35 protein-coding genes and 1 pseudogene are annotated in these 22072 nt (G+C 38.8%); 35 read left to right on the top strand and 1 reads right to left on the bottom strand.

The annotated features are described in order from the left end of the window. Positions 1 to 41: 41 nt before the first annotated feature. From OCU78_RS18580 to OCU78_RS18485, 17 genes and pseudogenes are all read left to right on the top strand, one after another. Positions 42 to 527, top strand: a pseudogene (locus tag OCU78_RS18580) (N-acetyltransferase family protein). Positions 528 to 674: 147 nt separating this feature from the next. After that, entirely contained in the window at positions 675 to 1484 is an 810-nt protein-coding gene (locus OCU78_RS18575; protein WP_261856053.1) for a PhzF family phenazine biosynthesis protein, read from the top strand. 106 nt (positions 1485 to 1590) lie between these two features. After that, positions 1591 to 2166: a DUF7822 domain-containing protein gene (locus tag OCU78_RS18570; RefSeq protein ID WP_167494098.1), complete on the top strand. Its 576-nt coding sequence runs from the start codon at positions 1591 to 1593 to the stop codon at positions 2164 to 2166. A gap of 143 nt (positions 2167 to 2309) precedes the next feature. Continuing rightward, entirely contained in the window at positions 2310 to 2681 is a 372-nt protein-coding gene (locus tag OCU78_RS18560) for a nuclear transport factor 2 family protein (protein WP_137375773.1), read from the top strand. A 152-nt stretch (positions 2682 to 2833) separates the two neighbouring features. After that, positions 2834 to 3094, top strand: a complete 261-nt coding sequence (locus OCU78_RS18555) for a hypothetical protein (protein ID WP_137375772.1) — start codon at positions 2834 to 2836, stop codon at positions 3092 to 3094. A gap of 130 nt (positions 3095 to 3224) precedes the next feature. Beyond that, the gene (locus tag OCU78_RS18550; protein WP_137375771.1) at positions 3225 to 3521 is read left to right on the top strand and encodes a hypothetical protein; all 297 of its coding nucleotides are present in this window, start codon (positions 3225 to 3227) and stop codon (positions 3519 to 3521) included. 150 nt (positions 3522 to 3671) lie between these two features. Continuing rightward, positions 3672 to 4037 (top strand): cell envelope integrity protein TolA, encoded by a 366-nt coding sequence (locus OCU78_RS18545; protein ID WP_137375770.1) that lies wholly within the window; start codon positions 3672 to 3674, stop codon positions 4035 to 4037. A gap of 617 nt (positions 4038 to 4654) precedes the next feature. Further along, positions 4655 to 4978, top strand: a complete 324-nt coding sequence (locus tag OCU78_RS18540; protein ID WP_102442681.1) for a DUF6572 domain-containing protein — start codon at positions 4655 to 4657, stop codon at positions 4976 to 4978. 148 nt (positions 4979 to 5126) lie between these two features. After that, positions 5127 to 5540, top strand: coding sequence for a nucleotide triphosphate diphosphatase NUDT15 (locus tag OCU78_RS18535; protein WP_137375699.1), 414 nt, complete (start codon positions 5127 to 5129; stop codon positions 5538 to 5540). Between the two features lie 134 nt (positions 5541 to 5674). Further along, a complete protein-coding gene (locus OCU78_RS18530) occupies positions 5675 to 6031 on the top strand; it encodes a hypothetical protein (protein ID WP_137375698.1) in 357 nt (118 codons plus the stop codon). A 153-nt stretch (positions 6032 to 6184) separates the two neighbouring features. Next, on the top strand, positions 6185 to 6685 hold the full coding sequence (locus tag OCU78_RS18520; RefSeq protein WP_137375697.1) for a hypothetical protein: 501 nt from the start codon (positions 6185 to 6187) through the stop codon (positions 6683 to 6685). 232 nt (positions 6686 to 6917) lie between these two features. Then, the gene (locus tag OCU78_RS18515; RefSeq protein WP_137375696.1) at positions 6918 to 7292 is read left to right on the top strand and encodes a DUF7674 family protein; all 375 of its coding nucleotides are present in this window, start codon (positions 6918 to 6920) and stop codon (positions 7290 to 7292) included. A 173-nt stretch (positions 7293 to 7465) separates the two neighbouring features. Beyond that, positions 7466 to 7771, top strand: coding sequence for a DUF6678 family protein (locus OCU78_RS18510; protein WP_137375695.1), 306 nt, complete (start codon positions 7466 to 7468; stop codon positions 7769 to 7771). Positions 7772 to 8034: 263 nt separating this feature from the next. Next, on the top strand, positions 8035 to 8529 hold the full coding sequence (locus OCU78_RS18505) for a hypothetical protein (protein ID WP_240701801.1): 495 nt from the start codon (positions 8035 to 8037) through the stop codon (positions 8527 to 8529). A gap of 626 nt (positions 8530 to 9155) precedes the next feature. Continuing rightward, positions 9156 to 9485, top strand: coding sequence for a hypothetical protein (locus OCU78_RS18500; RefSeq protein ID WP_137375694.1), 330 nt, complete (start codon positions 9156 to 9158; stop codon positions 9483 to 9485). Between the two features lie 141 nt (positions 9486 to 9626). Then, positions 9627 to 10004: a hypothetical protein gene (locus tag OCU78_RS18490; protein WP_137375693.1), complete on the top strand. Its 378-nt coding sequence runs from the start codon at positions 9627 to 9629 to the stop codon at positions 10002 to 10004. Positions 10005 to 10148: 144 nt separating this feature from the next. Next, positions 10149 to 10565, top strand: a complete 417-nt coding sequence (locus OCU78_RS18485) for an Imm70 family immunity protein (RefSeq protein WP_137375692.1) — start codon at positions 10149 to 10151, stop codon at positions 10563 to 10565. A gap of 165 nt (positions 10566 to 10730) precedes the next feature. Here OCU78_RS18485 and OCU78_RS18480 read toward each other — a convergent pair whose 3' ends face one another. Next, positions 10731 to 10922, bottom strand: coding sequence for a hypothetical protein (locus tag OCU78_RS18480; RefSeq protein WP_137375691.1), 192 nt, complete (start codon positions 10920 to 10922; stop codon positions 10731 to 10733). A 386-nt stretch (positions 10923 to 11308) separates the two neighbouring features. On the opposite strand from OCU78_RS18480, the gene OCU78_RS18475 reads away from it, so the two are divergent. From OCU78_RS18475 to OCU78_RS18380, 18 genes are all read left to right on the top strand, one after another. Further along, on the top strand, positions 11309 to 11632 hold the full coding sequence (locus tag OCU78_RS18475) for a hypothetical protein (RefSeq protein ID WP_137375690.1): 324 nt from the start codon (positions 11309 to 11311) through the stop codon (positions 11630 to 11632). A 227-nt stretch (positions 11633 to 11859) separates the two neighbouring features. Then, positions 11860 to 12417, top strand: a complete 558-nt coding sequence (locus OCU78_RS18470) for a hypothetical protein (RefSeq protein ID WP_137375689.1) — start codon at positions 11860 to 11862, stop codon at positions 12415 to 12417. 142 nt (positions 12418 to 12559) lie between these two features. Further along, the gene (locus tag OCU78_RS18465; protein WP_137375688.1) at positions 12560 to 12979 is read left to right on the top strand and encodes a lysozyme inhibitor LprI family protein; all 420 of its coding nucleotides are present in this window, start codon (positions 12560 to 12562) and stop codon (positions 12977 to 12979) included. A 201-nt stretch (positions 12980 to 13180) separates the two neighbouring features. Further along, a complete protein-coding gene (locus OCU78_RS18460) occupies positions 13181 to 13498 on the top strand; it encodes a hypothetical protein (RefSeq protein ID WP_137375687.1) in 318 nt (105 codons plus the stop codon). Positions 13499 to 13635: 137 nt separating this feature from the next. Beyond that, the gene (locus tag OCU78_RS18455; RefSeq protein WP_261856035.1) at positions 13636 to 14007 is read left to right on the top strand and encodes a DUF805 domain-containing protein; all 372 of its coding nucleotides are present in this window, start codon (positions 13636 to 13638) and stop codon (positions 14005 to 14007) included. Positions 14008 to 14149: 142 nt separating this feature from the next. Further along, a complete protein-coding gene (locus OCU78_RS18450) occupies positions 14150 to 14743 on the top strand; it encodes a hypothetical protein (RefSeq protein WP_137375656.1) in 594 nt (197 codons plus the stop codon). A 145-nt stretch (positions 14744 to 14888) separates the two neighbouring features. Next, positions 14889 to 15344 carry a hypothetical protein gene (locus OCU78_RS18445; protein ID WP_137375657.1) on the top strand — a complete coding sequence of 152 codons (456 nt, stop codon included), beginning with the start codon at positions 14889 to 14891 and terminating at the stop codon, positions 15342 to 15344. Positions 15345 to 15510: 166 nt separating this feature from the next. Further along, positions 15511 to 16002: a GNAT family N-acetyltransferase gene (locus OCU78_RS18440; RefSeq protein WP_137375658.1), complete on the top strand. Its 492-nt coding sequence runs from the start codon at positions 15511 to 15513 to the stop codon at positions 16000 to 16002. 226 nt (positions 16003 to 16228) lie between these two features. Further along, positions 16229 to 16534, top strand: coding sequence for a hypothetical protein (locus OCU78_RS18435; protein WP_137375659.1), 306 nt, complete (start codon positions 16229 to 16231; stop codon positions 16532 to 16534). A gap of 342 nt (positions 16535 to 16876) precedes the next feature. Then, positions 16877 to 17269, top strand: a complete 393-nt coding sequence (locus OCU78_RS18425) for a hypothetical protein (protein WP_137375660.1) — start codon at positions 16877 to 16879, stop codon at positions 17267 to 17269. A 150-nt stretch (positions 17270 to 17419) separates the two neighbouring features. Then, positions 17420 to 17893 (top strand): hypothetical protein, encoded by a 474-nt coding sequence (locus OCU78_RS18420; protein ID WP_137375661.1) that lies wholly within the window; start codon positions 17420 to 17422, stop codon positions 17891 to 17893. 139 nt (positions 17894 to 18032) lie between these two features. Next, on the top strand, positions 18033 to 18638 hold the full coding sequence (locus tag OCU78_RS18410; RefSeq protein ID WP_137375662.1) for a hypothetical protein: 606 nt from the start codon (positions 18033 to 18035) through the stop codon (positions 18636 to 18638). Positions 18639 to 18784: 146 nt separating this feature from the next. Continuing rightward, positions 18785 to 19321: an isochorismatase family protein gene (locus OCU78_RS18405; RefSeq protein WP_137375663.1), complete on the top strand. Its 537-nt coding sequence runs from the start codon at positions 18785 to 18787 to the stop codon at positions 19319 to 19321. A 154-nt stretch (positions 19322 to 19475) separates the two neighbouring features. Then, positions 19476 to 19916: a GNAT family N-acetyltransferase gene (locus tag OCU78_RS18400; protein ID WP_137375664.1), complete on the top strand. Its 441-nt coding sequence runs from the start codon at positions 19476 to 19478 to the stop codon at positions 19914 to 19916. 159 nt (positions 19917 to 20075) lie between these two features. Then, positions 20076 to 20459, top strand: a complete 384-nt coding sequence (locus OCU78_RS18395) for a DUF3885 domain-containing protein (RefSeq protein ID WP_167494091.1) — start codon at positions 20076 to 20078, stop codon at positions 20457 to 20459. Continuing rightward, entirely contained in the window at positions 20441 to 20695 is a 255-nt protein-coding gene (locus tag OCU78_RS18390; protein WP_137375667.1) for a DUF3885 domain-containing protein, read from the top strand. The genes OCU78_RS18395 and OCU78_RS18390 overlap by 19 nt, the downstream gene beginning before the upstream one ends. Positions 20696 to 20833: 138 nt before the next feature. After that, the gene (locus OCU78_RS18385) at positions 20834 to 21148 is read left to right on the top strand and encodes a hypothetical protein (RefSeq protein WP_137375668.1); all 315 of its coding nucleotides are present in this window, start codon (positions 20834 to 20836) and stop codon (positions 21146 to 21148) included. 143 nt (positions 21149 to 21291) lie between these two features. Beyond that, positions 21292 to 21984 carry a DUF5677 domain-containing protein gene (locus OCU78_RS18380; RefSeq protein ID WP_137375669.1) on the top strand — a complete coding sequence of 231 codons (693 nt, stop codon included), beginning with the start codon at positions 21292 to 21294 and terminating at the stop codon, positions 21982 to 21984. The last annotated feature ends 88 nt before the right edge of the window (positions 21985 to 22072 follow it).

Genomic DNA, 22072 nt, shown 5'->3' with positions numbered 1-22072 from the left:
CCACTTAACGCGGCGTTAGCCGACAAGTACAAATTTTAGTTATGGAGAACAAAGTGAACGTAAGGAAAGCGATCAAGCAAGACTCCGGTAAGTTGTTAGAACTTATTGGATACAAAGCAGAGTTTGACTGAAGTATGAAAGGGTTCGACGGCGAAATCTCTACGACTAAACAGAAGATTGAACGAACTTTATTTGGTGATTATCCGTTTGCTCACGCTTTGTTATTGGAGGTCGATGGCGAAGCTCAGGGGTTCGCCTTATTTCATTATCGTTATTCCTCCTTTCGTGGTGAGCCGTCTATTTGGCTTGATGACCTTCTAGTTGTCGGTAAGAATCGCTCAAAGGGGTACGGTGCTGAACTTATGCATGCTTTGAAAATGGTTGCTGAAGAGTCGTTAACTTCTCACATTTCATGGACTGCTAGCCCTTATAACACCAGAGCACACGAGTTCTACAAAAAGTTAGGTGCAGAAGTCGAGCGTATGGATAATCAGCGTCCGTATTTTCGTTGGGCAATGTACGGCTAACAAAGCGTTTAAGATGGATTCCCAACGCTCGGCATTTTTGGTTTGCTTCAGTTTTAGTGTTTACGGCACAATACTTTAGGTTTGGTGGTCTGCGTTGCTCACCACTTAATGCGGCGTTATACGACTTTATAGAATTAGGAGAACTAAATGGACTTAGATATCTATCAGGTTGATTCATTTACAAGTGAAGCATTCAAAGGTAATCCCGCTGGGGTCTGTATAACAAACAATGGCTTAAGTGAAAGCTTAATGCTATCAATTGCTGAAGAAATGGCTGTGTCCGAAACGGCTTTTCTATCGCTTTCTGATATGACGCTGAAGTGGTTTACTCCGAAGGCGGAGGTAAAGCTATGTGGTCACGGAACTCTTGCTGTTGCTCATGTCCTTAAAGAAAGGGGGCAAGTAAGTACGCAGGATACAGTTAATTTTGAAACCTTGTCTGGTACCTTAACTGCACTAGTTAACGAATCGACAATTGAACTGGATTTCCCGTCACCAACCCTTCAATTCGACATTGCTCCCTGTCAGGTGCTCTTGGATAATTTAGGCGTAGAGGCATGTAAAATAGTTTCCTTTGGTAGCTTTGATTCGAAGGTTTTCATTGAAGTTGATAGTGAGGAAACATTACTAAACCTCCAGCCAAACTTTGAGGCAATGAAACAAACCAAGGGGCGTGGAGTTCTGGTTACTACAAGTTCAAATAGTAACGAGTTAGATTTTGTTTCAAGGTACTTTGCACCTTGGGTAGGTGTAAATGAAGACTCCGTTACAGGTTCTGCGCATTGTGCTTTAACCGTTTATTGGTCAGGAAAGCTGGGTAAGTTAAACCTACAAGGCTATCAGGCATCTGAACGAGGTGGTTATGTTACTACCGAACTTTTATCTAATGGGCGTACGAAGTTAATAGGCTCAGCAGTGACAGTCATTAAAGGGACTCTACAGGTACCAGTCGTATAACAAAGCATTTAAGAGTGATTCGCAACGCTTGCCGTTTTCGCTTCGCTCAAGTATAGCCAAGCGTCGCTCACACCTTAATGCGGCGTTATGTCTCAAGGAGGAATTTATGGCAAATCGAGCATATTTATATACATGTGAAAAGAACCCTAATGGAAATGGGTTATGTAATTTTAAGGGTATATCTGAGTGGAGCTATGATATACCCGTATTGTATAAAATCTTAGTTTCTAGTCAGACTCAGACTTTTCAATCTCAGGTTTTTGAAGATGATGAACACATTGCGCTAATAGGGGATTTCTCTGGGGGAGTCGCTACATTAAAAGATTTTGTAGCAAAAATTAAAAGAAAGGATAGTGTGCCGTTAATTGAAGAAACACTCGCATTTTTAGAGTCTCATTCATCTTCAGAGCGTTATTTCTTGCTCGAATGTGCGGAAATTTATGACATGGAAAGCCCGGATTTTGAAGGTCAAAATCAACAACTCTTAAAAGAAGTACAAGATTTTGCACCGATGGCTTCATACATTGTCGAACTATTGCATGAAGAGCAGCCAAGAAAGGGTTTTAACGTATTTCTGGGCATGCTAAAAACCGCTCAGTACGTGAAGACACTTGAAGATGTGTATGAGTTAGGTTTTGGAAACTGGTCATCAACATTGTGTGCAATGCCGCAAGAGACATAACAAACAATTTAAGAGTGATTCAGCATGCTTGGCATTTTGGGTTTGGGTCAAGTTTAATGATTAAGGTGTTCAAATCGAGTGTCGTGTTAGCGTGCCTCACACCTTAATTGGGCGTTATATGTTTTTTCAGCATTGGAGAAATAATGGAAGTTCTAATTGAACAGGAAATTGCGCTACATCAGTATGAAATTAGGCAAGATCCCAATGAAGTAGCAAGGTTGCTTCATTCGAGCTTTAAAGAAGTTGGGCGTTCGGGGTGTAGTTTTGATTACTTTTCTATTTTGGGAGTGATGCAAAGTGAAGAACCTTCAAATGGTTATATCCACTCTCAAGATTTTGAGTGTATCTTGTTAGAACCTACAGTTCAGCTACTTCTATATAAATCAGCATGGGTTTCAAAATCAGGTGAAGTTAGCGGGTTTTCTAAGCGCTCGTCGATCTGGGTGTTCACTGGTCAAGGTTGGCAGATGAAATATCATCAAGGAACTCCATGTGAAAAGTTTGAACTGCTGTAATTATTGCTTAAGTTGTAGAGTTTTGGGTTGTGTACCCTACATATAACAAAGCATTTAAGAGTGATTCGCAACGCTTGGCGCTTTCGCTTCGCTCAAATATAGCCAAGCGCTGCTCACACCTTAATGCGGCGTTATGAGCTTAGGAGGTATATGTGGCTCAAAAAGTCATAATTCACGGAAGTAAATGGAAATTTGAGGATATTCAAGATAACGTCGATTGGGCAAGCCAGCAGAATTGGGTATTTAAAAAATACTCTAACTCAGGTGAGCACGAGCATTGTTTAATATGTTACTGGACAATATTCCACACATTTGATGAAGAGTCTGGGTTTGGCTATTACTATGGTGGAAGTACTTGGTTGTGTAATGAGTGCTATGAACAATTCATTACGGCACAAAGGTTACGCACATAACAAGCAATTTAAGCAGACTGTCAACGCTTGGCATTTTCAACTCGGTTTAGCTTCATTGATTTCGGTGGTAGGTTTGAGTGCATTGGTAGCGTTGTCAGCTACTTAATTGGGCGTTATGTGAGTATAGAATATGAACGAGTCGGTAGTAAAAGAAGCGTTATTAAAAGCACTCAGAGAGTTAGAAAATTCTGATGAGATAGTCGTGGTACATCCGAGTATAAGTGCTGTCGCTGACAAACTGAGCCTAGCAGTACAAGAAGTATCTCCAAACGAGCTAACAGTGAAGGAGCTAGGAGGTATCATTAATGCGTTAAATGCTAATAATCTAGGTTTTGGTTTAGATGATAGAGACTTCCAAACTATTATTGGTTTAACAAGAGAAGAACTTAAAGCTGCGACAGAGAAGCTAAAAGTTGGAGGTTGGTAATTCACATAACAAGGCATTTAAGACGGATTCTCAACGCTTGGCAATTTAAGTTTAGGTCAGCTTCAGTGTTAGATGTGGCAAGGTTTAGGCTTGGGTGGTCGCGTTGTTCACCACTTAATGCGGCGTTAGAACTTTTAGGGGATAAATAGGATGAAGGCTCCATTTCGATATATTTGTATAGCTGCAAGTATGGTGTTTGTGATCTCTGGCTGTGCTGTTCAAAGCAATAGCAGTATAGGCAAGTTAGCCCCGTCTGAGCTAAATAAACATGGGCAAATCTATACCCAAATGATTCAGAATGAATTGATTTTGTCTGATGGGCTTGAAGGTAAGAGTTGTACGCTTAATATACATTTAAGTGAGCATGGCAATGTTACAGAAATAAGTACAAGTGGTTATGAGAAACTATGTGAGCGCAGTGAAAAAGCTGTGAAAGCTGTAGGCGTATTCCCAATGCCAGCAAACGAGGAGTTAGCTAAAAACCTAATGGAAATCCAACTTACAATTGCTCTGTAGTACAGTTCTAACAAGCAATTTAAGCAGACTGTCAACGCTTTGCATTCTCAACTCGGTTTAGCTTCAGTGATTTCGGTGGTAGGTTTGAGTGTATTGGTAGCGTTGTCAGCTACTTAATTGGGCGTTATGTGACAAGTTGAAAAAGTCGATAGATCCGTAATGTTATGAGAATTTAGAATTATATTATCGGTAAATAAGGTGTTGTATGAAAAATAAAATGTTCGAACACTGGCAAAAAGTAAGGGAGCAGGGTTTTCTTACTTGGATCTCCAAAAGCTGCTTTTTGATAACTATGTTCTACATCTTATTCAATGTACTTTTTCAGTATTCATCGTCACCGGCTGAAACTCTTTTCCAATATTTAAGCGAACAAGTTCTTAATTATTTTGTTTTCTCAGCTTTCATGTTCTTCGTATATTGGGGGATTTGGCTTCATAGAGAGTCAAAATATCAAAAAGAGTCACAACGTAGAAATGTCACATAACAAACAATTTAAGCAGACTGCCAACGCTTGGCATTTTCAGTTCGGTTTAGCTTCAGTGATTTTGGTGTTAAATTTGAGTGTATTGGTAGCGTTGTCAGCTACTTAATTGGGCGTTAGTTGTTAAGGATGAAAAATGACGATTGAGCAACTCGATAAAGTAGATGTTATTGCACATGACGATGAAAAAGTGATTTTGGTGATATCTGACCATTTAAAGTGGGATGATAAAAATGAAAAGTTATTAGTATTGCAAGATAAACTAAATCTTTATTTATCATTTATTGAATCTGGTGAAATATTGCAACAATACCCTACAGCAAAGGGCAAGCTTTTTGAAATCAGGCTTGTTTCTAAATACCAGCCCAACTACGAAGCTGAAAAATTCATTGCTCTAGTCTCAAAGGTAGTAAGTGATGCAGGCTTTAGTCTTACGCACGAATTGGGGAATTACAACTAACAAGGCGTTTAAGACAGATTCCCAACGCTCGGCATTCTCAGTTCAAGTCGAGTATTGTGTTTATGGTGTAATGGTTTAGGTTAGGTGGTCGCGTTGCTCACTACTTAACGCGGCGTTAGGCAACTTGGTATCCATAAAGGAGTTTTGAATGAATAAGGAAGTACGAGTTGGTGTGGCTGCGGTTATTTTACGAGACGGACGTGTATTACTTGGAGAGCGTATAGGCTCTCATGGAGCTCATACATGGGCAACTCCAGGAGGGCATCTGGAGTTGGGTGAAAGTATCGAAGAATGTGCAAAGCGTAAAACTTTTGAAGAGACAGGATTAGTTGTCAACTCATTAAAAAATCTAGGTTTTACTAATGATATTTTCGAAAAAGAGAATAAACATTATGTGACCTTATTTGTCGTAACGTCTTGCTCAATTGGTGAGCCTCAGATAACTGAGCCTGAAAAATGTAAGCAGTGGAAGTGGTTCAATTTAGATGAGCTCCCAGAGCCTTTATTCCTCCCGTTGACTAACTTATTGAAAGACTCCGTAGACATTGGAGAATTTGCCTAACAAGTAATTTAAGCAGACTGTCAACGCTTGGCATTTTTAGCTTGGTTTAGCTTCAGTGATTTAGGTGGTAAGTTTGAGTGTATTGGTAGCGTTGTCAGCTACTTAATTGGGCGTTAGGTGTCATGGAGAAACATGTGGAAATAAAAGGTATTGGGGCTCTAATAAAGCGCGAGGGCTATTGGGAAATTGAGCCCATCAATTTAAACGGTGCAACTATTTATATAGAGAAAGAACATGTCACCGACGAGGACGTAGAAGCTATTAAGCGAATATCTGCTTCATGGTTGGAAACAATTAAAGAATGTTACGGCTATATCGAACAAAACCGAGAAAGCTATGGGATGGAAGCAAAAACGTTTTCTAATCCAAATGTGTTTTTAAATTCAACGCTTGAATGGGCTGTTTATTTTGATACCGAAAGTGAGTTGGAAGCGGTTGTTGGGGTAGAGTTTTTGGGCAACAAACCAAATCAATTAGTCATTGGGGACTGAACACCTAACAAACTGTTCAAGAGTGATTCGCAACGCTTGGCATTTTTGCTATGCGTTGCGTTTAGTGTTTAAGGTGGTTGGTTGGTTGGTTGCGGCGGCATCGGTATTGTGTTGCTCACACCTTAACAGGGCGTTATAGCGCAGGAGGTTTCTTTGGCTAAACAACAGTTTGAGCCCTTATTCAAATCGGATAGTGATTGGCATAATAATGCTTGTCTGAACTATCATCCAGATATGTCACATGGGTATATCAATGGATATAAATTAGCCGCAGATTCATTGGTGCTACAGGTAAACGAGACTGGTAGAGACCAAGATTATTTGGTTTATCCGATCGTGTTTTTGTATAGGCAGCATATTGAATTGCTGCTAAAAAATATGGTTAGTAACGGTCGACAGCTTTTAGATCAAAAAGGTAGTTATCCAAAGCACCATAAAATCGATGAACTCTGGAAAACGGTTAAAGGGATTTTGCGAAAAGTCTTCGACTGCAGCATTGATAAGAAATTTGCTCTAGTAGAACACGTAGTTAATGAGTTGGCGCACGCTGACCCAGATTCAATGAGCTTTAGGTATTCAGCTGACAGAAATGGTAAGGGGTCAACTGAAGGGGATTTTTTACATAAACCTTCGTCACCTTGGACAAATGATTAATGAAATTAGCGAAGAGCTAGATGCGGCTGATTCCGTGATAATGCACTATCTCGAAGCTAGAAGTGATATGCATTCGTGGTGAGCAGCGCTATAACAAAGCGTTTAAGACGGATTCCCAACGCTCGACATTTTTGGTTTGCTTCAGCTTAAGTGTTTACGGCACAATACTTTAAGTGTAGTGGCCTGCGTTGCTCACCACTTAACGCGGCGTTATGTCCTTGGAGAAAATAAATTGGAATCTTATCAACTACTTCCCGAATTAATCCTAGTTTATCCTGATTGTCGCGCTCATTTCATCTCTGAAGCTGACCGTTGGATCGATGATAAAGGAGATATATCTGCCCATTCATTCTTTTCAGTATTAACGTCATTTGTAGAAGAAAAATTCTTACTTGGTGATTACGAACACTGCGAAAAGTTGTTTGCGTTTGTTGAAGCTGCTATTCACTCGGAGAACGCAGGTGTTTCAAATGCTGCATGTACCTGTTTTATTGAAAACCTAATAAATATTGCCGGTCATAATAATGAATTTGAGCTGTCTCATTTTTGGACGCTATTGGGACCTTCAGCTTTATATTTTGCAGAAAGTTGGTTAGCTGAAGGTTAGTTCTAGGCTTGGGTAAGTACGAACATAACAAGCAATTTAAGCAGACTGTCAACGCTTGGCATTTTCAACTCGTTTTAACTTCAGTGATTTAGGTGGTAAATTTGAGTGTATTGGTAGCGTTGTCAGCTACTTAATTGGGCGTTATAGGGCTTCGGATATTTATGTTTAGCGTAATGAATGAGACAAAATGGAATGAGCTGCGTCTTAAGATGTATTCACTTGAAGCTCATAGCCCCAAGTGGCGGACTAAAGATATAGAAAGTGGGTATATCTCTAGCTGGGACGGTGAGTGGTATTATCATTTTGAAATCGGTGGCTTTCGTTGTATCGAATGGGTTGAGCTGAAAACTAAAGGTTCCATTCATCATGAATTAATTAGATTTGAACTACAGAAAATTAATCTTCCCGGTCATGAAATTGAAAATGGTTTCAGAGTATACGGTTACATAGCGGATGGTCAGTTTGTCGATTATGTTTGAGTCCGCCCTATAACAAGCAATTTAAGCAGACTGTCAACGCTGGCATTTTCAACTCGGTTTAGCTTCAGTGATTTCGGTGGTAATTTTGAGTATAACGGTAGCGTTGTCAGCTACTTAATTGGGCGTTAGCCGTTTAAGGTGGATATGGAAGTTTACGAAGAGTTGATAAAAATATTAGGGGGAACGACTATAGTCCTCGCCGCGATTTTTGGTTTTATAAGTAAGGCTAGCTTTCTAAAATTATTGAAACCCAAAAGCTTGAAATGAAAACGAAATTAACAGCTTTTGAGCAAGAGCTAAAAGCAACAAATAACAAACTTGAAGCAGGGCTTCAAAAATCCATTGCTATTTCACAAATTCAGTTTGAAAAGGAGTACCTAATTTATGGTGAAATATGGGAAGCATTGGTCAGTTTAAAAATCGCCACCGATGGTCTACGCCCAATTATGGATTACGTAGACCCGAAACAAAGCGAAGACGAAAGAAAACAGGAACGAATGACACAATTCATAGATCCCTTTAATAGTTTTTCATTGCTATTACAGACGCATAAGCCGTTTTACTCTTCTTCTGTCTATGAAGCTTTATCTAATGTCAGAACTAAATGTCATCACGAAAGTGTAGACTTTGATGTAGGTAAAAAGAATGATCCTGATTATTATAAAGAGGCTGTTGCAAATAGCCGGGAAATTTCTTCACTTATTGATGATGCGTGCACTGCAATACAAGAAAGACTTGAATCGGTCAAGGTGTTATAAACGGCTAACAAGCAATTTAAGCAGACTGTCAACGCTCGGCATTTTCAACTCGGTTTAGCTTCAATGATTTCGGTGGTAAATTTGAGTGTATTGGTAGCGTTGTCAGCTACTTAATTGGGCGTTATATGCAATCAAATCTACAACGTATGTTATAGTTCGTCGTACTCTTTATTTGAACCAATCCAAGCTGATGTTAAATCCAATTAATACAATTACAGAACCTACGTTTACAAACTCAACCAAAGGGTTACTGACACTTTTTTGCATTGGTCTTTTTCATGTAATTATTGGTGTCGACCTTACAGGTGCGAAAATTACGATTCCTTGGCTGCCAACTGTTAACTTTGAAAATGTAGACCGGTTGGTCTATCTGTATTGGGCATTAGTTGCATATACAGCATACAGATTTGTGCTCCACAATTTACCTCTAATGAGAGGTTACTACTTTCAATCATTAGGGCATTTTTTTTCATCGACAAAGTCAGGTAAAAACTTCATACAGCAGCACATATATTCGCCCGAGCTTAGCTATCAGGTTGTCATATCTGAAGAAGATTCATCTATTCCGAGCGTAAAGCTAGAACACTATGATAATCCAGAATCAGAGTGGGAACAGATGGTTAGCTTTGAGTTTTTTATACAACAAAGAATACGAACTTTTAAGAATTACTGTGCATGAAAATCCAGCATACACAATCGATGAGGCAGCATTTAATAATAAAGAACAAAAGGACAGTTGGGGATTAAAAGGTTTCTTTGAAGAGGGGGGCGATTCGTATTACCAGTCAAACCGCATCCAAAGCTGGTGGTTAAAAAATAAACTTAGCTTTGGTGTTCTTCGTGTATATTCAAAAGTACTGTTAACTAGCAAAGATGCTTTTGACCTTTTGATGCCATTACTACTTAATTTAATTCTATTTGTTACTTGGTTAGTGGGTCAAAACTTACCACAATAAGCATATAACAAACTGTTTAAGAGTGATTCGCAACGCGTGGCATTTTTACTATGCGTTGCGTTTAGTGTTTAAGGTGGTATGCGGCGGCATCGGTATTGCGTTGCTCACACCTTAACAGGGCGTTATGTGCGAAGGAAAACTATGAAACTTTATCGTTCTGATGATGAAATTGAAATTTCTGGTTCTGTTGAAGAATTGCAGAAAGTGTATAAGAAGTTAAATAGCATCCAAGCCAAAGCTCAAATAGTTTTTGAGTTTGATACTAATGGAGGCTCAGGGCTCTATGATTTTCTTGAATCAAATTTAACAGTAACAGTTATTAATAGACCCGCGAGTGCAAGATACGTTGATGGTAAGGGTGTAGTCATCGAAGGAAATGTGGTAAGCCTTAAGGTACTGGCTTCTTTCTTTGATTTTGACCTTGAAGCCGAAGTGGGTTGTCATTATCACTGGGATGAAGCTTGTGATAGTCAGTTTGTTGCACCAGGTACATTACCAATTGTGATTTCAATTACATGAGAACGTCTAGGATAGATTTGAGTTTCGCACATAACAAATTGCTTAAGTCTGATTCGTAAACGCGTGCCGAACTCGCTTCGCTCAGACATGGCACTCGTTCACTCACAGCTTAGCAAGGCGTTAGTACTCTCGTGAAGGATAAGTATGGCTGTAGGAATTAAAGTTGGTTGTATTACGGATGAAATTGGCACTCCAGATTTCTTTCATGCCTTTTTCAGCACGGTCAGTGCTAATCTAGAAGTAAATGGTTGGGGAACTAGGTTTCCAATATTGATGGGTAAGTTGTATCAAGGAAGGCTAGAGCCAAATTTTGCCGATATCGCCATAATGGAACTTAGGCAAATTCAAAGAGAATTATGTTGTTTAACTCCATATAAGGTCGTGTGGGACATTGAAAGTCGGAGCGAACTACCTCCTTGGGGGCAAGAAATATCACCAGATATTAGATCTCTTGGAGATTACTTCATTACGTCTACAGGGCGTGAGTTGATTTCGACATTAATTGAAGCACTGGAAGATGCATCAACTAACTTAAAGTCAGTGCTCGTAGTAGAGTACTAACAAAGCATTTAAGAGTGATTCCCAACGCTTGGCATTTTTCATTCCCTCGTTGGGTTTTGTGTTTACGGTGGCATGGTTAGGTTTAGCGGTAGCGTTGCTCACACCTTAATGCGGCGTTAGCTGGCTTACCACTTTTCCGCCAGCTATACATCAGAGTTTTATAGTCTATTTAGTTAACAGCACCACCGACTTTAAGTCCGAATTCAGGTCGAAATGTGCGCCGACTTTTATGTTATTTTTCTCGAATACAACATCATCAAAATCGGTCATAGCGATCTTAAAACCATTCTGTACGAATAAGCTAGTTACAGGTGTTCGCTTGCTGCTTTTGATTGCTGACTTAAACAACGTTTCCATGGGAATTTACCTTTATTTTAGGGACTATAAATAACATAGACTCTAATTGTTATGATTTCAATTTCATATCAATTGGTGAGCCTTATAGTAATTGCATGTCATATTTAGATATTCGTACAAGATATTATGTACTTGGTATAAGTAGTTGTAGGGAATGAGTTTGGGTTTGTTTTGTGAACATCTTCTCGTTACTTTAAGTGGTGGCTTATTCATAACTTACTTGAATGTCATAAAGGTTTACAAAACCAGCTAACAAGCAATTTAAGCAGACTGTCAACGCTTGGCATTTTTAGTTCGGTTCAGCTTCAGTGATTTCGGTGGTAAATTTGGGTGTATTGGTAGCGTTGTCAGCTACTTAATTGGGCGTTATGTTTTTCGAGGATAAAATGGAATTTAAGCTAGAAATTTACGCACAAGAATCGGAGGCTATCCCTATTCGAGATGCTTTAATCTCGGTTGGTGCCGGCGTTGTTGGCGATTACGACAGTGTAGTTTCAGTAGTTCAAATCTCAGGGTTTTGGCGCCCAAGTATTAATGCTAAACCAGTGACTGGTGAGAAATCCCAGATTAACTTTGGTCATGAAGTCCGTATTGATGTGCGTTGTAAAAAGTCACAGGTGCAAACTGCACTTAATGTTGTTCGTGAAGTTCATCCTTATGAAGAAGTGGCTATAAATATCATCCCATTAGCAAATCATCAGTTCGAATAGCCAATCAACCACAAACATAACAAGCAATTTAAGCAGACTGTCAACGCGTGGCATTTTCAACTCGGTTTAGCTTCAGTGATTTAGGTAGTAAATTTGAGTTTATGGGTAGCGTTGTCAGCTACTTAATTGGGCGTTAGGTTAATAAGGAGTTGTTTTGAATAAAGTCGAAACCGATATTTTTTCCTTCTGTGGAGCCTGCGGCTGACAAGCTTTACCGCGTATCTCAGATGATTGCCAGTATTGTTCCCGCTGGGAGTAATATTTTACAAGCCTTGCTTACTGCACCCTATGAAAAACGACTTGAAAAATGGTGTGTAGAAGTTACTGATGCGGTAAATACGTTGGTAACCCAAAAAGGATTTAGTATTGAAGAAATTCAGTCTAATGAACAGTTTATTGACTTCTTGCTTAGCTTATCACAAACCGCAGTGAAGACTTCTCAAAAAGAAAAGTTAGAGTATTTGAAATCTGTTTTGATTAACGCAACAGTCGTGGTGTTCGACGATCAAGAAGAATACAACTATTACCTAGCTCTATTAGATGGCTTTAGCGTAGCTCACATTGTCGTACTGATGACTTATAGTGGAATTAATGCCGGATGCAAAGATAAGTATGAAAGGCTTAAGGAAATTCCAAATTATGAAGATAAATCGTATATCTATAGGCTGGTGTTGTCAGAACTTATATCAAAAGAGCGAAGTGACGCCAGATCTGACCCTACATGGGGGAAGCAAGTTTATCGCTCTCCTGTTGGGAATAAGTTAGTAGAAATGTTGAGCCATTAACCTAACAAAGCGTTTAAGGCAGATTCCCAATGCTTGGCATTTTCGGTTTGATTCAATTTTAGTGTTTACGGCACAATGGTTTAGGTCGGGTGGTGGCGTTGCTCACTACTTAACGCGGCGTTATGTGCTTATGAGGAAAGTGATGAAAAGTCGATTATTATTGGCTCTGTCTAGTTTGGTTTTTACTGCTATAGTTTCGGCTGAAGATGTAGCTTTCGATTGCAACAATGCTGTGAATACCCTTCAAATTAATGGGTGCGCATCAATTGAACGAGACTCTGCAAAGGAAGAACTATCAAAGTACTTGGATGCAAGCTTTGAGCATAACTCTTATGACCCTGAGTTAGTTAAAGCTATCAAGGTTGCTCAAAACGACTGGCAAGCTTATATGTCTTCCCATTGTGACTCTATTTATACGCAATGGCGTGAAGGTACAATTCGCGGTGTAATGTATATTTCGTGTGAAACTAAGCTGACGAAGCAGAGAACTCATGAGGTTTGGGCAAACTTCTTAACCTATATGGACAGTACTCCACCAGTTTTACCTGAACCTAAGCAGTAACTAATCAGCTAAGCACATAACAAGCAATTTAAGCAGACTGTCAACGCTTGGCATTCTCAACTTAGTTTTTCTTCAGTGATTTAGGTGATAAATTTGAGTGTAAAGGTAGCGTTGTCAGCTACTTAATTGGGCGTTATGTGCTTTACCGTACCGAAGATTATACCTCATGGTATACTGCAATTTTTCTGAGGTATTAATGATATGAAACGAACGAATGAAGATCTACTGAAACTATGTGAGCTTTCAATTCCCACGTTAGGTGGTCGTTCATCTATTGACTTTGCTTTTTCTTCGCAAAATATATCAATTACAAATTCTCAGGGTCGAACTAGCACTTTTTCGTGGAGTGACTTAGATGCAGTAAGTGCTTTTTGCAAAGCGAAAGGTTATAGGAAAGTAGGCGTAACATATAATCCAATGAATGGTGGTAACTTTCCTGAAGGTTACCCAAAACATCAAGATACATTAAGTTTGGTAGCCTTAGTTCATTATATGGTTGGATCGCATCCTTACCTTTAGGACGCACATAACAAAGCATTTAAGAGTGATTCGCAACGCTTGGCGCTTTCGCTTCGCTCAAGTATTACCAAGCGCCGCTCACACCTTAATGCGGCGTTATGGCGCATAGTCGACTTTTCATCATCAAGGAAAGATAAGTGGAATATTTCATTAGTGCAATCAAGCAGTACGCAGTCTTCAAAGGTCGAGCCAGACGAAAAGAGTTTTGGTACTTCTATTTAATCAGTTTAGTTATTAGTTTAGCTCTCGCTTTCTTAGATAACCAAATGGGTACTTTTAACCCAGAACTGGGTGGTGGTCTTCTTGGTGGAGTGTATGGAATATTCATTTTTTTGCCTTCGCTTTCACTAACGGTTCGCCGAATTCACGATAGTAGCCATAGTGGTTATTGGGCTTTTATCTTATTAATTCCAATCATTGGTGTCTTAGCAATTTTGTTCTTCGCCTTAATGGATAGTAAACCTGGCTCTAATGAATATGGAATCAGTCCTAAAGAACCTGCGCCATAACAAGCAATTTAAGCAGACTGTCAACGTTGGGCATTTTCAACTCGGTTTAGCTTCAGTGGTTATGGTGTTAAATTTGAGTGTATTGGTAGCGTTGTCAGCTACTTAATTGGGCGTTATACGTTCATCGTCGATTAGGAGAAAAATGTTGGACATATCGGAAATTATTAATTTGTATGGTGGAATACCTGCGATTGTTACAACTTTAAATGTTGCCGTATATACAATCTATTTAATGTACAAGAAAAATGAATTACAAAAACTGAAAGACATTGAAGTGAACGAAATTAAGATTAAGTTAGATAAGACTCTTTCCAAAATTGCTCATGTTGATCAAAGTCGTTTTGATAAAGAATTTCAGATTTATCAAGAAATTTGGGAGTCACTTACTAATCTTAATATGGAAGCAGAAAAGCTAAAATATATTTTAAAGTTTGGTGATAATTTGGAAGAAAAAGATAAGAGAATTTTAGATTTTTTCAACTCTAACCTTTCTACATCATCAATTATCTATAAGCATACGCCATTTTATCCTGAAGAAATTCATACTATTACCACGACTATTCTTTCAGAGCTCCAGAGTTATGCTGAGAATGTTTCTAGGATAAGGGAAGATGAAAAACTATTAAGCTGGGCATCTGATCATAATCGTGTATTTGCCAAAAAACATTACAATGAATTAGAGAAAGCAATAAAGAACGGGTTAGACACATTATCTTCTGTTGCAAAGAACGTATAACAAAGCGTTTAAGACGGATTCCCAACGCTCGGCATTTTCGGTTTGATTCAGCTTTAGTGTTTACGGCACAATAGTTTAGGTAGGGTGGTAGCGTTGCTCACCACTTAACGCGGCGTTATAGCGCAAAGCAATATTGGAGTTTGGTTTGAATAAAGAAGTGAAGAAGGAGATTAATCAAATTAGGGATATTTGGGCTAATTTTGAGAAATCAGACTTTCATAGCATGACTAGCTTTTATCACTCTTCTGGCTTTCCAAATGGTTGCTGTGGAGATGCCACAGATTTATTAGGCTTGTATCTATTGCAGTACCACAACTTAGACAGTGAATATGTCTGTGGCAGTGGGCTAGGTGAAAATTTCAATCAGTCCCATGCATGGTTGGTGTGCAATGGCTATATCATTGATATTACAGCAGACCAATTCAACGAAGATGGTTATGAATTGCCTGCTGTTGTCATTGAGAAACAAAGCTCGTTTCACGAATTGTTTGATGAAACCACAAGTCGCAATATGAGCGTTAGTTACTTAAAAGGTACGGGTATTCCAAGCGTACTATCGAAAGTATTGTCAGTAATGCGCGCGTCGGAAGGTGCGCTATAACAAATAATTTAAGAGTGATTCAGCACGCTCGGCAATTTTAGTTTGGGTCGGGTTTCGTGTTTACGGTGTTCCAATTGAGTGTCGTGGTTGCGTGCTTCACACCTTAATTGGGCGTTATAAAACAAGGAGAGTTCATCGCTTGAAAATAGATACAGATAGATTAAGTATGATTCAAATTACAGCTGAATACTGGGATTTATTTCAATCATTAAATAGAGATCCTCGTGTTATTCGCTTCTGCTTTGATGAACCATCATCAGATGAAATTAAGGCAAGTTTTGAATCTCGGTTACCAGTTTGGAATAAGACTTCTAAGCATTGGTTGTGCTTGATCATAACTCAGAACGAAACGGGTGAAAAAATTGGTGTCACTGGTTTTCGAATACATGATGGCTCAGCTGAAGTCGGTTTTTTAATTCAACCGAAATATCATGGATTAGGGTATGGAACCGAATCTTTAAAAGCATTGCTAAAATGGGCATATCAAGAGCATGGTTTACAATCGTTTAATGCAGTCGTAACTGAGGGTAATACTGGTTCAGAAAAAGTGTTAATCAAGTGTGGCTTTACTCTTAAAGATGTTACCCCCAATGCTTATGAAATTGGCGGTAAATTGTACGCAGACCATGTTTACCAATGCGAGAAAATTGTTTTATAACAAAGCATTTAAGAGTGATTCGCAACACTTGGCGTTTTCAGTTCAAGTTGAATTTAGTGTTTACGGTGCAATGGTTTAGTTTGGGTGGTAGCGTTGCTCACACCTTAATGCGGCGTTAGGAGTTTGAGCATGAAATTGATTTTTTAGTGTCGTTTTAACATTGTTTGCATTCAACTCTAACGGAGCAGAGCAAGTAACCACAAAAGATTTGTACGAGAAATTCAACATGAGAACTGTCTATAGCTCTTATGGTCAGAATTTAAAGTGGTATTGTGAAAGTTATCCTAGAGAGTTCTTTTCTACAGAAGAGGTTTCGTTTGTTTCTGATAGCCGCCTTGAGCTAGTTTCAGGTGACAATGTTTGGATTTTCACTATTTCAGAGCCAAATATCGTTACTATTGGAAATCAGATAACATCGGGTACATATAACAGCGTCTCAACGTATGAGCTTTACTTTGACCCTCAGACTCAGGACTGGAGGGCAAATGAAACATATATAGACATACCGAAAGATTGTGAACGCTATGAATAAAACTCCTAACAAATTGTTCAAGAGTGATTCGCAACGCGTGGCATTTTTACTATGCGTTGGTTTTAGTGTTTAAGGTGGTATGCGGTGGCATCGGTATTGCGTTGCTCACCCCTTAACAAGGCGTTATGTTAACTACCTGAAATTAGGCGTAAGTCTCATTTTGTGAGGCTTTAATTTGTTAGCTTGCACTCTAAATTTTTTGATACAAGTTGCATAGTGGTTCTAATGAATAAAATAGTAATACTCTTCCCGCTAATTCTCGGAGGCTGCGTTTAACCATTAAAGACAGAAGTTGATGTTACGGAAATTAGCCCTTTCATTGAATTCAACGTAAACGATACTGTGGCGGTAATTAATACCCAACCTAGCCACGACAAAATAGTTGTAGCTGATCTTGATATTATGGCATTTACTGGATCAAAATTTGATTTTACCGAAACTTTGGTCGCAATAACTGAACAAGAATTGGTGAAAAGAAAAGCAACTATATCGTCAAAAAACCCAGCTAAAGAGTTGTCGATGTCAGTGGATAACTTAAGTTGTAAAAAAGGAATGTTTGGTCCATCGTGCACGACAAAAATCTCTATTTCTATCGGTAACGGATATAGTGCAATTTATACGGCTTATAGTGAAAATGGCTACGATGTACACGATACAGCAAGCCACACTTTAGGTGAGGCTGTATCAGCAATGTTTCGTGATCCGAAAGTTGTCACATATATGACTGACTCGTAAACATAACAAACAATTTAACCTGACTTACAACGCGTGGCAGTTTTACTTCAAATCAGTCCTAGTGATTATGGCGCAGTGCAGAATCTCTGCATTGCGTTGCTGCGCAAGTTAATTGGGCGTTAGGCTAATAAAATAATAATGAGGAAAATAATGAAAAATAAAATTTTAACTTTAACAACGTTAGTTGTAGCTTGTTCAGTAAATGCTCAAAATGTTATCACCACTTCTTTTGGTGATTTTCAAATTGAAGCTGATGGCTTGTACTACCAATCATATAAACTTAACGGTAAGTCGTTAGGTAAAAGTGAGTTTCTGGAAGTTGATGGTCAGCTACTAGGTATGTCTGAAGGCTCCAATTATGTTGTTTTACGTGGCGTTACTGGTGGTAGTGGGTGTGCAGAGGTTTTATCGATTGTGAAACTATCTGAAGGAGAGGCGTCTTTTAGTCCAGCGCTGAATGCATGTGGTGGGGGCGATAATGTCGAGTTTAACAACGGTGTTGTTACCGTAACTGCATTCGAAAGAGATGAAACCACAAAAGTTGAATATTTGGTAGAAGGTCGCAAGGTTTTAGAAAACGGTAAGAGTATGTTAGTTAAACATAAGTTTGCCGAAAATAATTAGCCTAACAAACTGTTTAAGAGTGATTCGAAACGCGTGGCATTTTTTGCTATGCGTTGCGTTTAGTGTTTAAGGTGATATGCAGTGGCTCGGTACTGCGTTGCTCACACCTTAACAGGGCGCTATGTGCTTCGGAGGAGTTATGTCATCGGAAGATTGGTACAGAAATGAAGATTGGGATGAAACAATAGAGCAGGCGTTTTACTCAAAGCTGAAAAGATCTCGAACTCAAAAGTATCAATATATGGTCATTCAGGCGTTGAGTTTGAGCGAAAATCATCCACATGTAACGCTTAGATTAGTAGATGAATACTTCGAAACTAGAAATGATGATTTTGAAGATGTTCGTGCTTTGTTAGCAAAAGCGGCAGCCTACAAAAAAGTTAATCAACTAGATAAATGTATTTCGACTTACAAAGAAATTATAGAACGTGAAAAAGTATCTAGAACTATTCAGACTCAAGCATATTTAGATTATCCGCATTTGGTAGCAACACAGAAAATTGAAAGAGAATACGGTGAAGCTTTAAGAGTGTTACATGAACATTTTGAACAGTTAACTTTTCCTTTGGATTACTTTAAGTGGCATACGACAATCGCAATAATCAATCACGACAGTTTAGAAGCACAAAAAGCTTTAGATGTAGCTCAGGTTAAACGTTCAGGATTTCGTTTTCACAAAAGCTTAGGGTTGGTTGGTAAAGAGCATGAGAGGGCTATATGTTTATTGCGAAAGATCAGCACATAACAAGCAATTTAAGCAGACTGTCAACGCTTGGCATTTTCAACTCGGTTTAGCTTCAGTGATTTCGGTGCTAAATTTGAGTGTATTGGTAGCGTTGTCAGCTACTTAATTGGGCGTTATAAGGCTTATTTAAACTTGGGAGGGTTGGTATGTTGAATAGAGAAAATACTGGACTTATCGTCGTTGATATTCAAGGTAAACTCGCTCGTTTAGTTTATGAAAGTGAAGCTTTAATTTCTAATTGTCAGAAACTCATTAAAGGCGCTCAGGCTCTAGAATTACCGATTATTACTCTCGAACAAAATCCTGATAAATTAGGCTCTACAGTCGAAGAACTCAATACAGCCCTTAATCACGAGCCTATAACTAAGTTTTCGTTTAACGGATGTGAATCTTCAGAATTCTTGAGTTCAATTAAAAGCCAAAAAGTAGATACCTGGCTAATTTGCGGAATAGAAGCGCATATTTGTGTTTATCAAACAGCAAAAGGTTTGCTCGAACTGGGTTACAAAGTGGAGCTTGTCAGTGATTGTGTTTCATCTCGAACTTATTTAAATAAACAGCTCGGTGTTAATCGTTTACAAAGTATCGGTGCAGAAATTACAGGTTTGGAAATGTGTTTGTATGAAATTGTAAAGGACTGTCGAGAGCCAGTATTCAAGAAAATTTTGGGGTTAATTCGTTAGTAAAAAGTCTTATAACAAGCAATTTAAGCAGACTGTCAACGCTTGGCATTTTTAGCTCGGTTTAGCTTCAGTGATTTAGGTGGTAAGTTTGAGTGTATTGGTAGCGTTGTCAGCTACTTAATTGGGCGTTATGTTTTCGAAGGAAATTGGTAGTATGAGCCTCGAACTAAGAAGTATAGACAAAACGAATTTCTATGAGATTTGCCAGTTACAGGTGGCTCAAAATCAGCTAAATCATGTTGATAGCAATGCTATTTCATTGGCTGAAGCAAACTTTATGAGCTTTCCTGGGTTTAAAGGTATCTACTCTGACAGTAATCCAAGTGGTTTTGTTTTAGTAAATGCAGACACAGTTTCAGGTAAATTTGAGCTTTGGCGGTTCATGCTCGATAAATCTAAGCAGTCGAAGGGTTATGGTCGTATTGCTATCGATTTGTTGAAATCAGCACTGGTTAATGAATTCGGAATATCGGCTTTATATACAAGTGTTGTTTCGGGTTCAGATAGTCCTCAAGGTTTCTACGAAAATTGTGGTTTTGTATCAACAGGTCACTTAGTTGAAGGGCGTGAAATTGAGTTGCGTTTATCCCTTTAACTCCAAACATAACAAAGCGTTTAAGACAGATTCCCAACGCTCGGCATTTTCAGTTCAAGTCAGTTGTGGTGTTTACGGTGCAATGGTTTAGGTTAGGTGGTGGGCGTTGCTCACTACTTAACGCGGCGTTATATTCATCCTGAAAACTGGAGATAAATAATGAACATACAACTAGAAAAACCAGTCTTCTATTGTAATAAATTTGCTTTGAGGTTTGAGTTAGGCTCTGATGACGTCGACATATGGTTGGGTGATGACCGAAAAGATTATAATGAAGAGTATTTTGAAATTGCGATGAGCAGAGCACTTAGCATCTATGACGCAGCATTTAAACCTTCGGATAAGATCAAAATCTGTTATCAAATTTTTTCCGATGGACGGAAGAAAATTAGAAAAAGTGACTACTTCTTTAAACTGTTCGAGCCTCTGTGTGGTAAAGCTTTAGAGTTTTCGGAACATCGAGATATCTATACCGAAGATCTAGAGTACAAAAACATTGCTGGAAAAGAGTTACCATCTCCGGTGTGTCAGTATCAGAGTTAAATATAAAACCGATCATTCAGGCTTGTATTGACTATGACTTTGGTGATCGTGGTTCAACCCTAGCAGGGCAACTGTTTATAATTAATTGTGACAAAGACCTGATGTTCCACCTCTATGATGACCGTGGTCTAGATGTTGCCGCCAGCAGTAAATGGGCTCTAGAAGACCTATATCGAACGAAAAACCAGTTGTTACTCGATTACGATAAGCAATATATGGATAGTTTGTTGAAATGAATATAACAAGCAATTTAAGCAGACTGTCAACGCTTGGCATTTTCAACTCGGTTTAGATTCAGTGATTTAGGGGGTATGTTTGAGTGTATTGGTAGCGTTGTCAGCTACTTAATTGGGCGTTATGTTCTAAGGTGAAAAATGAGAAATCAAGGAATGATATTAGTTGCTTTCATCGCTTCATCTGTTCAAGCTTCTTTGGCATATTCTCTTCATAATGACATGATTTCAATGGAAATATTCCAATGGATAGTCTCGGTGATATATATCCCTTTGTATTTCGTTTTTCTGTTGATTGGTGGGTTGTTGGAAGTAGTCTTTGGGCTGAATTTGCTAAAAGGTGGAGTTGCTTTACCTTATCTGCATGATGCTTTATGGGCTGTTGGTGGCGTCCTATTACTTCCTCTGAATCTGTGGCTTTTGAAGTTAGGCTCACGCTGTAAATTACGAACATAACAAAGCGTTTAAGACGGATTCCCAACGCTCGGCGGCTTCAGCTCAAAGATATGCATCAGTGTTTATGGCATAATGTCTTGAGTGCAGTGGTAGCGTTGCTCACCACTTAACGCGGCGTTATGTGCTTCGATGGAGGTTTTGGATTGAATAGAAGTTTTTCAGATGTTGTGACTCATGGTTCACAGAAAGATGTAGTTAAAAATATCGGCAAATACGGTAAGTGTATTAAGAAAATTGCAGCGTGGACAGGAGGTAGTCAAAACTACACTCGCTCAAAGCAAAACGATTTAGTGGCTCGTATTCTCGAATCTACTCCAAAGTTCATCGGATATGTAGAATCATCGGCATACAATGATATCCATTTACTTGCATTTGGTGTTCGTTCTATTTTAGAGAATTTAGCTCGCGCAAAGTTTATTTGCCAAAGTGAGGAAAATTTAAACAATTGGCTCACTGAAGCATTAAATGACCAAAAAGACATAGTTAAAGGCTTTATAGCCGGTGGAGACTCTAGTTCCGAACAGGTTCAGTTTTTACAAAGTGAACTTGAAAGACTGGGGACGCTTAAAGACAAATATGAGTTGTCTGCAATCAAACGCCCCCAAAATGTTAAGGATATGGCTGAAGCCGTAGATCTTGGTTTTGACTATTCAACGATATATAAACTCACATCAAAAATAGTTCACCCAACATCTTTGATGATTAACCAATCTTCAATGTTGGACGAATTTTATTATCATGATCTGTTATCCCTGATGGTTCAAAAGTATTTATTTGACCTACAAAAGCATGTATGTGACGTACTTGAAGCACCTGAAAGCTTGCGTTATAAATAGCATGCACATAACAAAGCATTTAAGAGTGATTCGCAACGCTTGGCGTTTTCGCTTCGCTCAAGTATAGCCAAGCGTCGCTCACACCTTA

This window comes from Vibrio gallaecicus (genome assembly GCF_024347495.1).
GTDB lineage: Bacteria > Pseudomonadota > Gammaproteobacteria > Enterobacterales > Vibrionaceae > Vibrio > Vibrio gallaecicus.
Note: the sequence above shows the minus strand (reverse complement) of the source record. Positions and strands in the feature narration are given on the sequence as shown.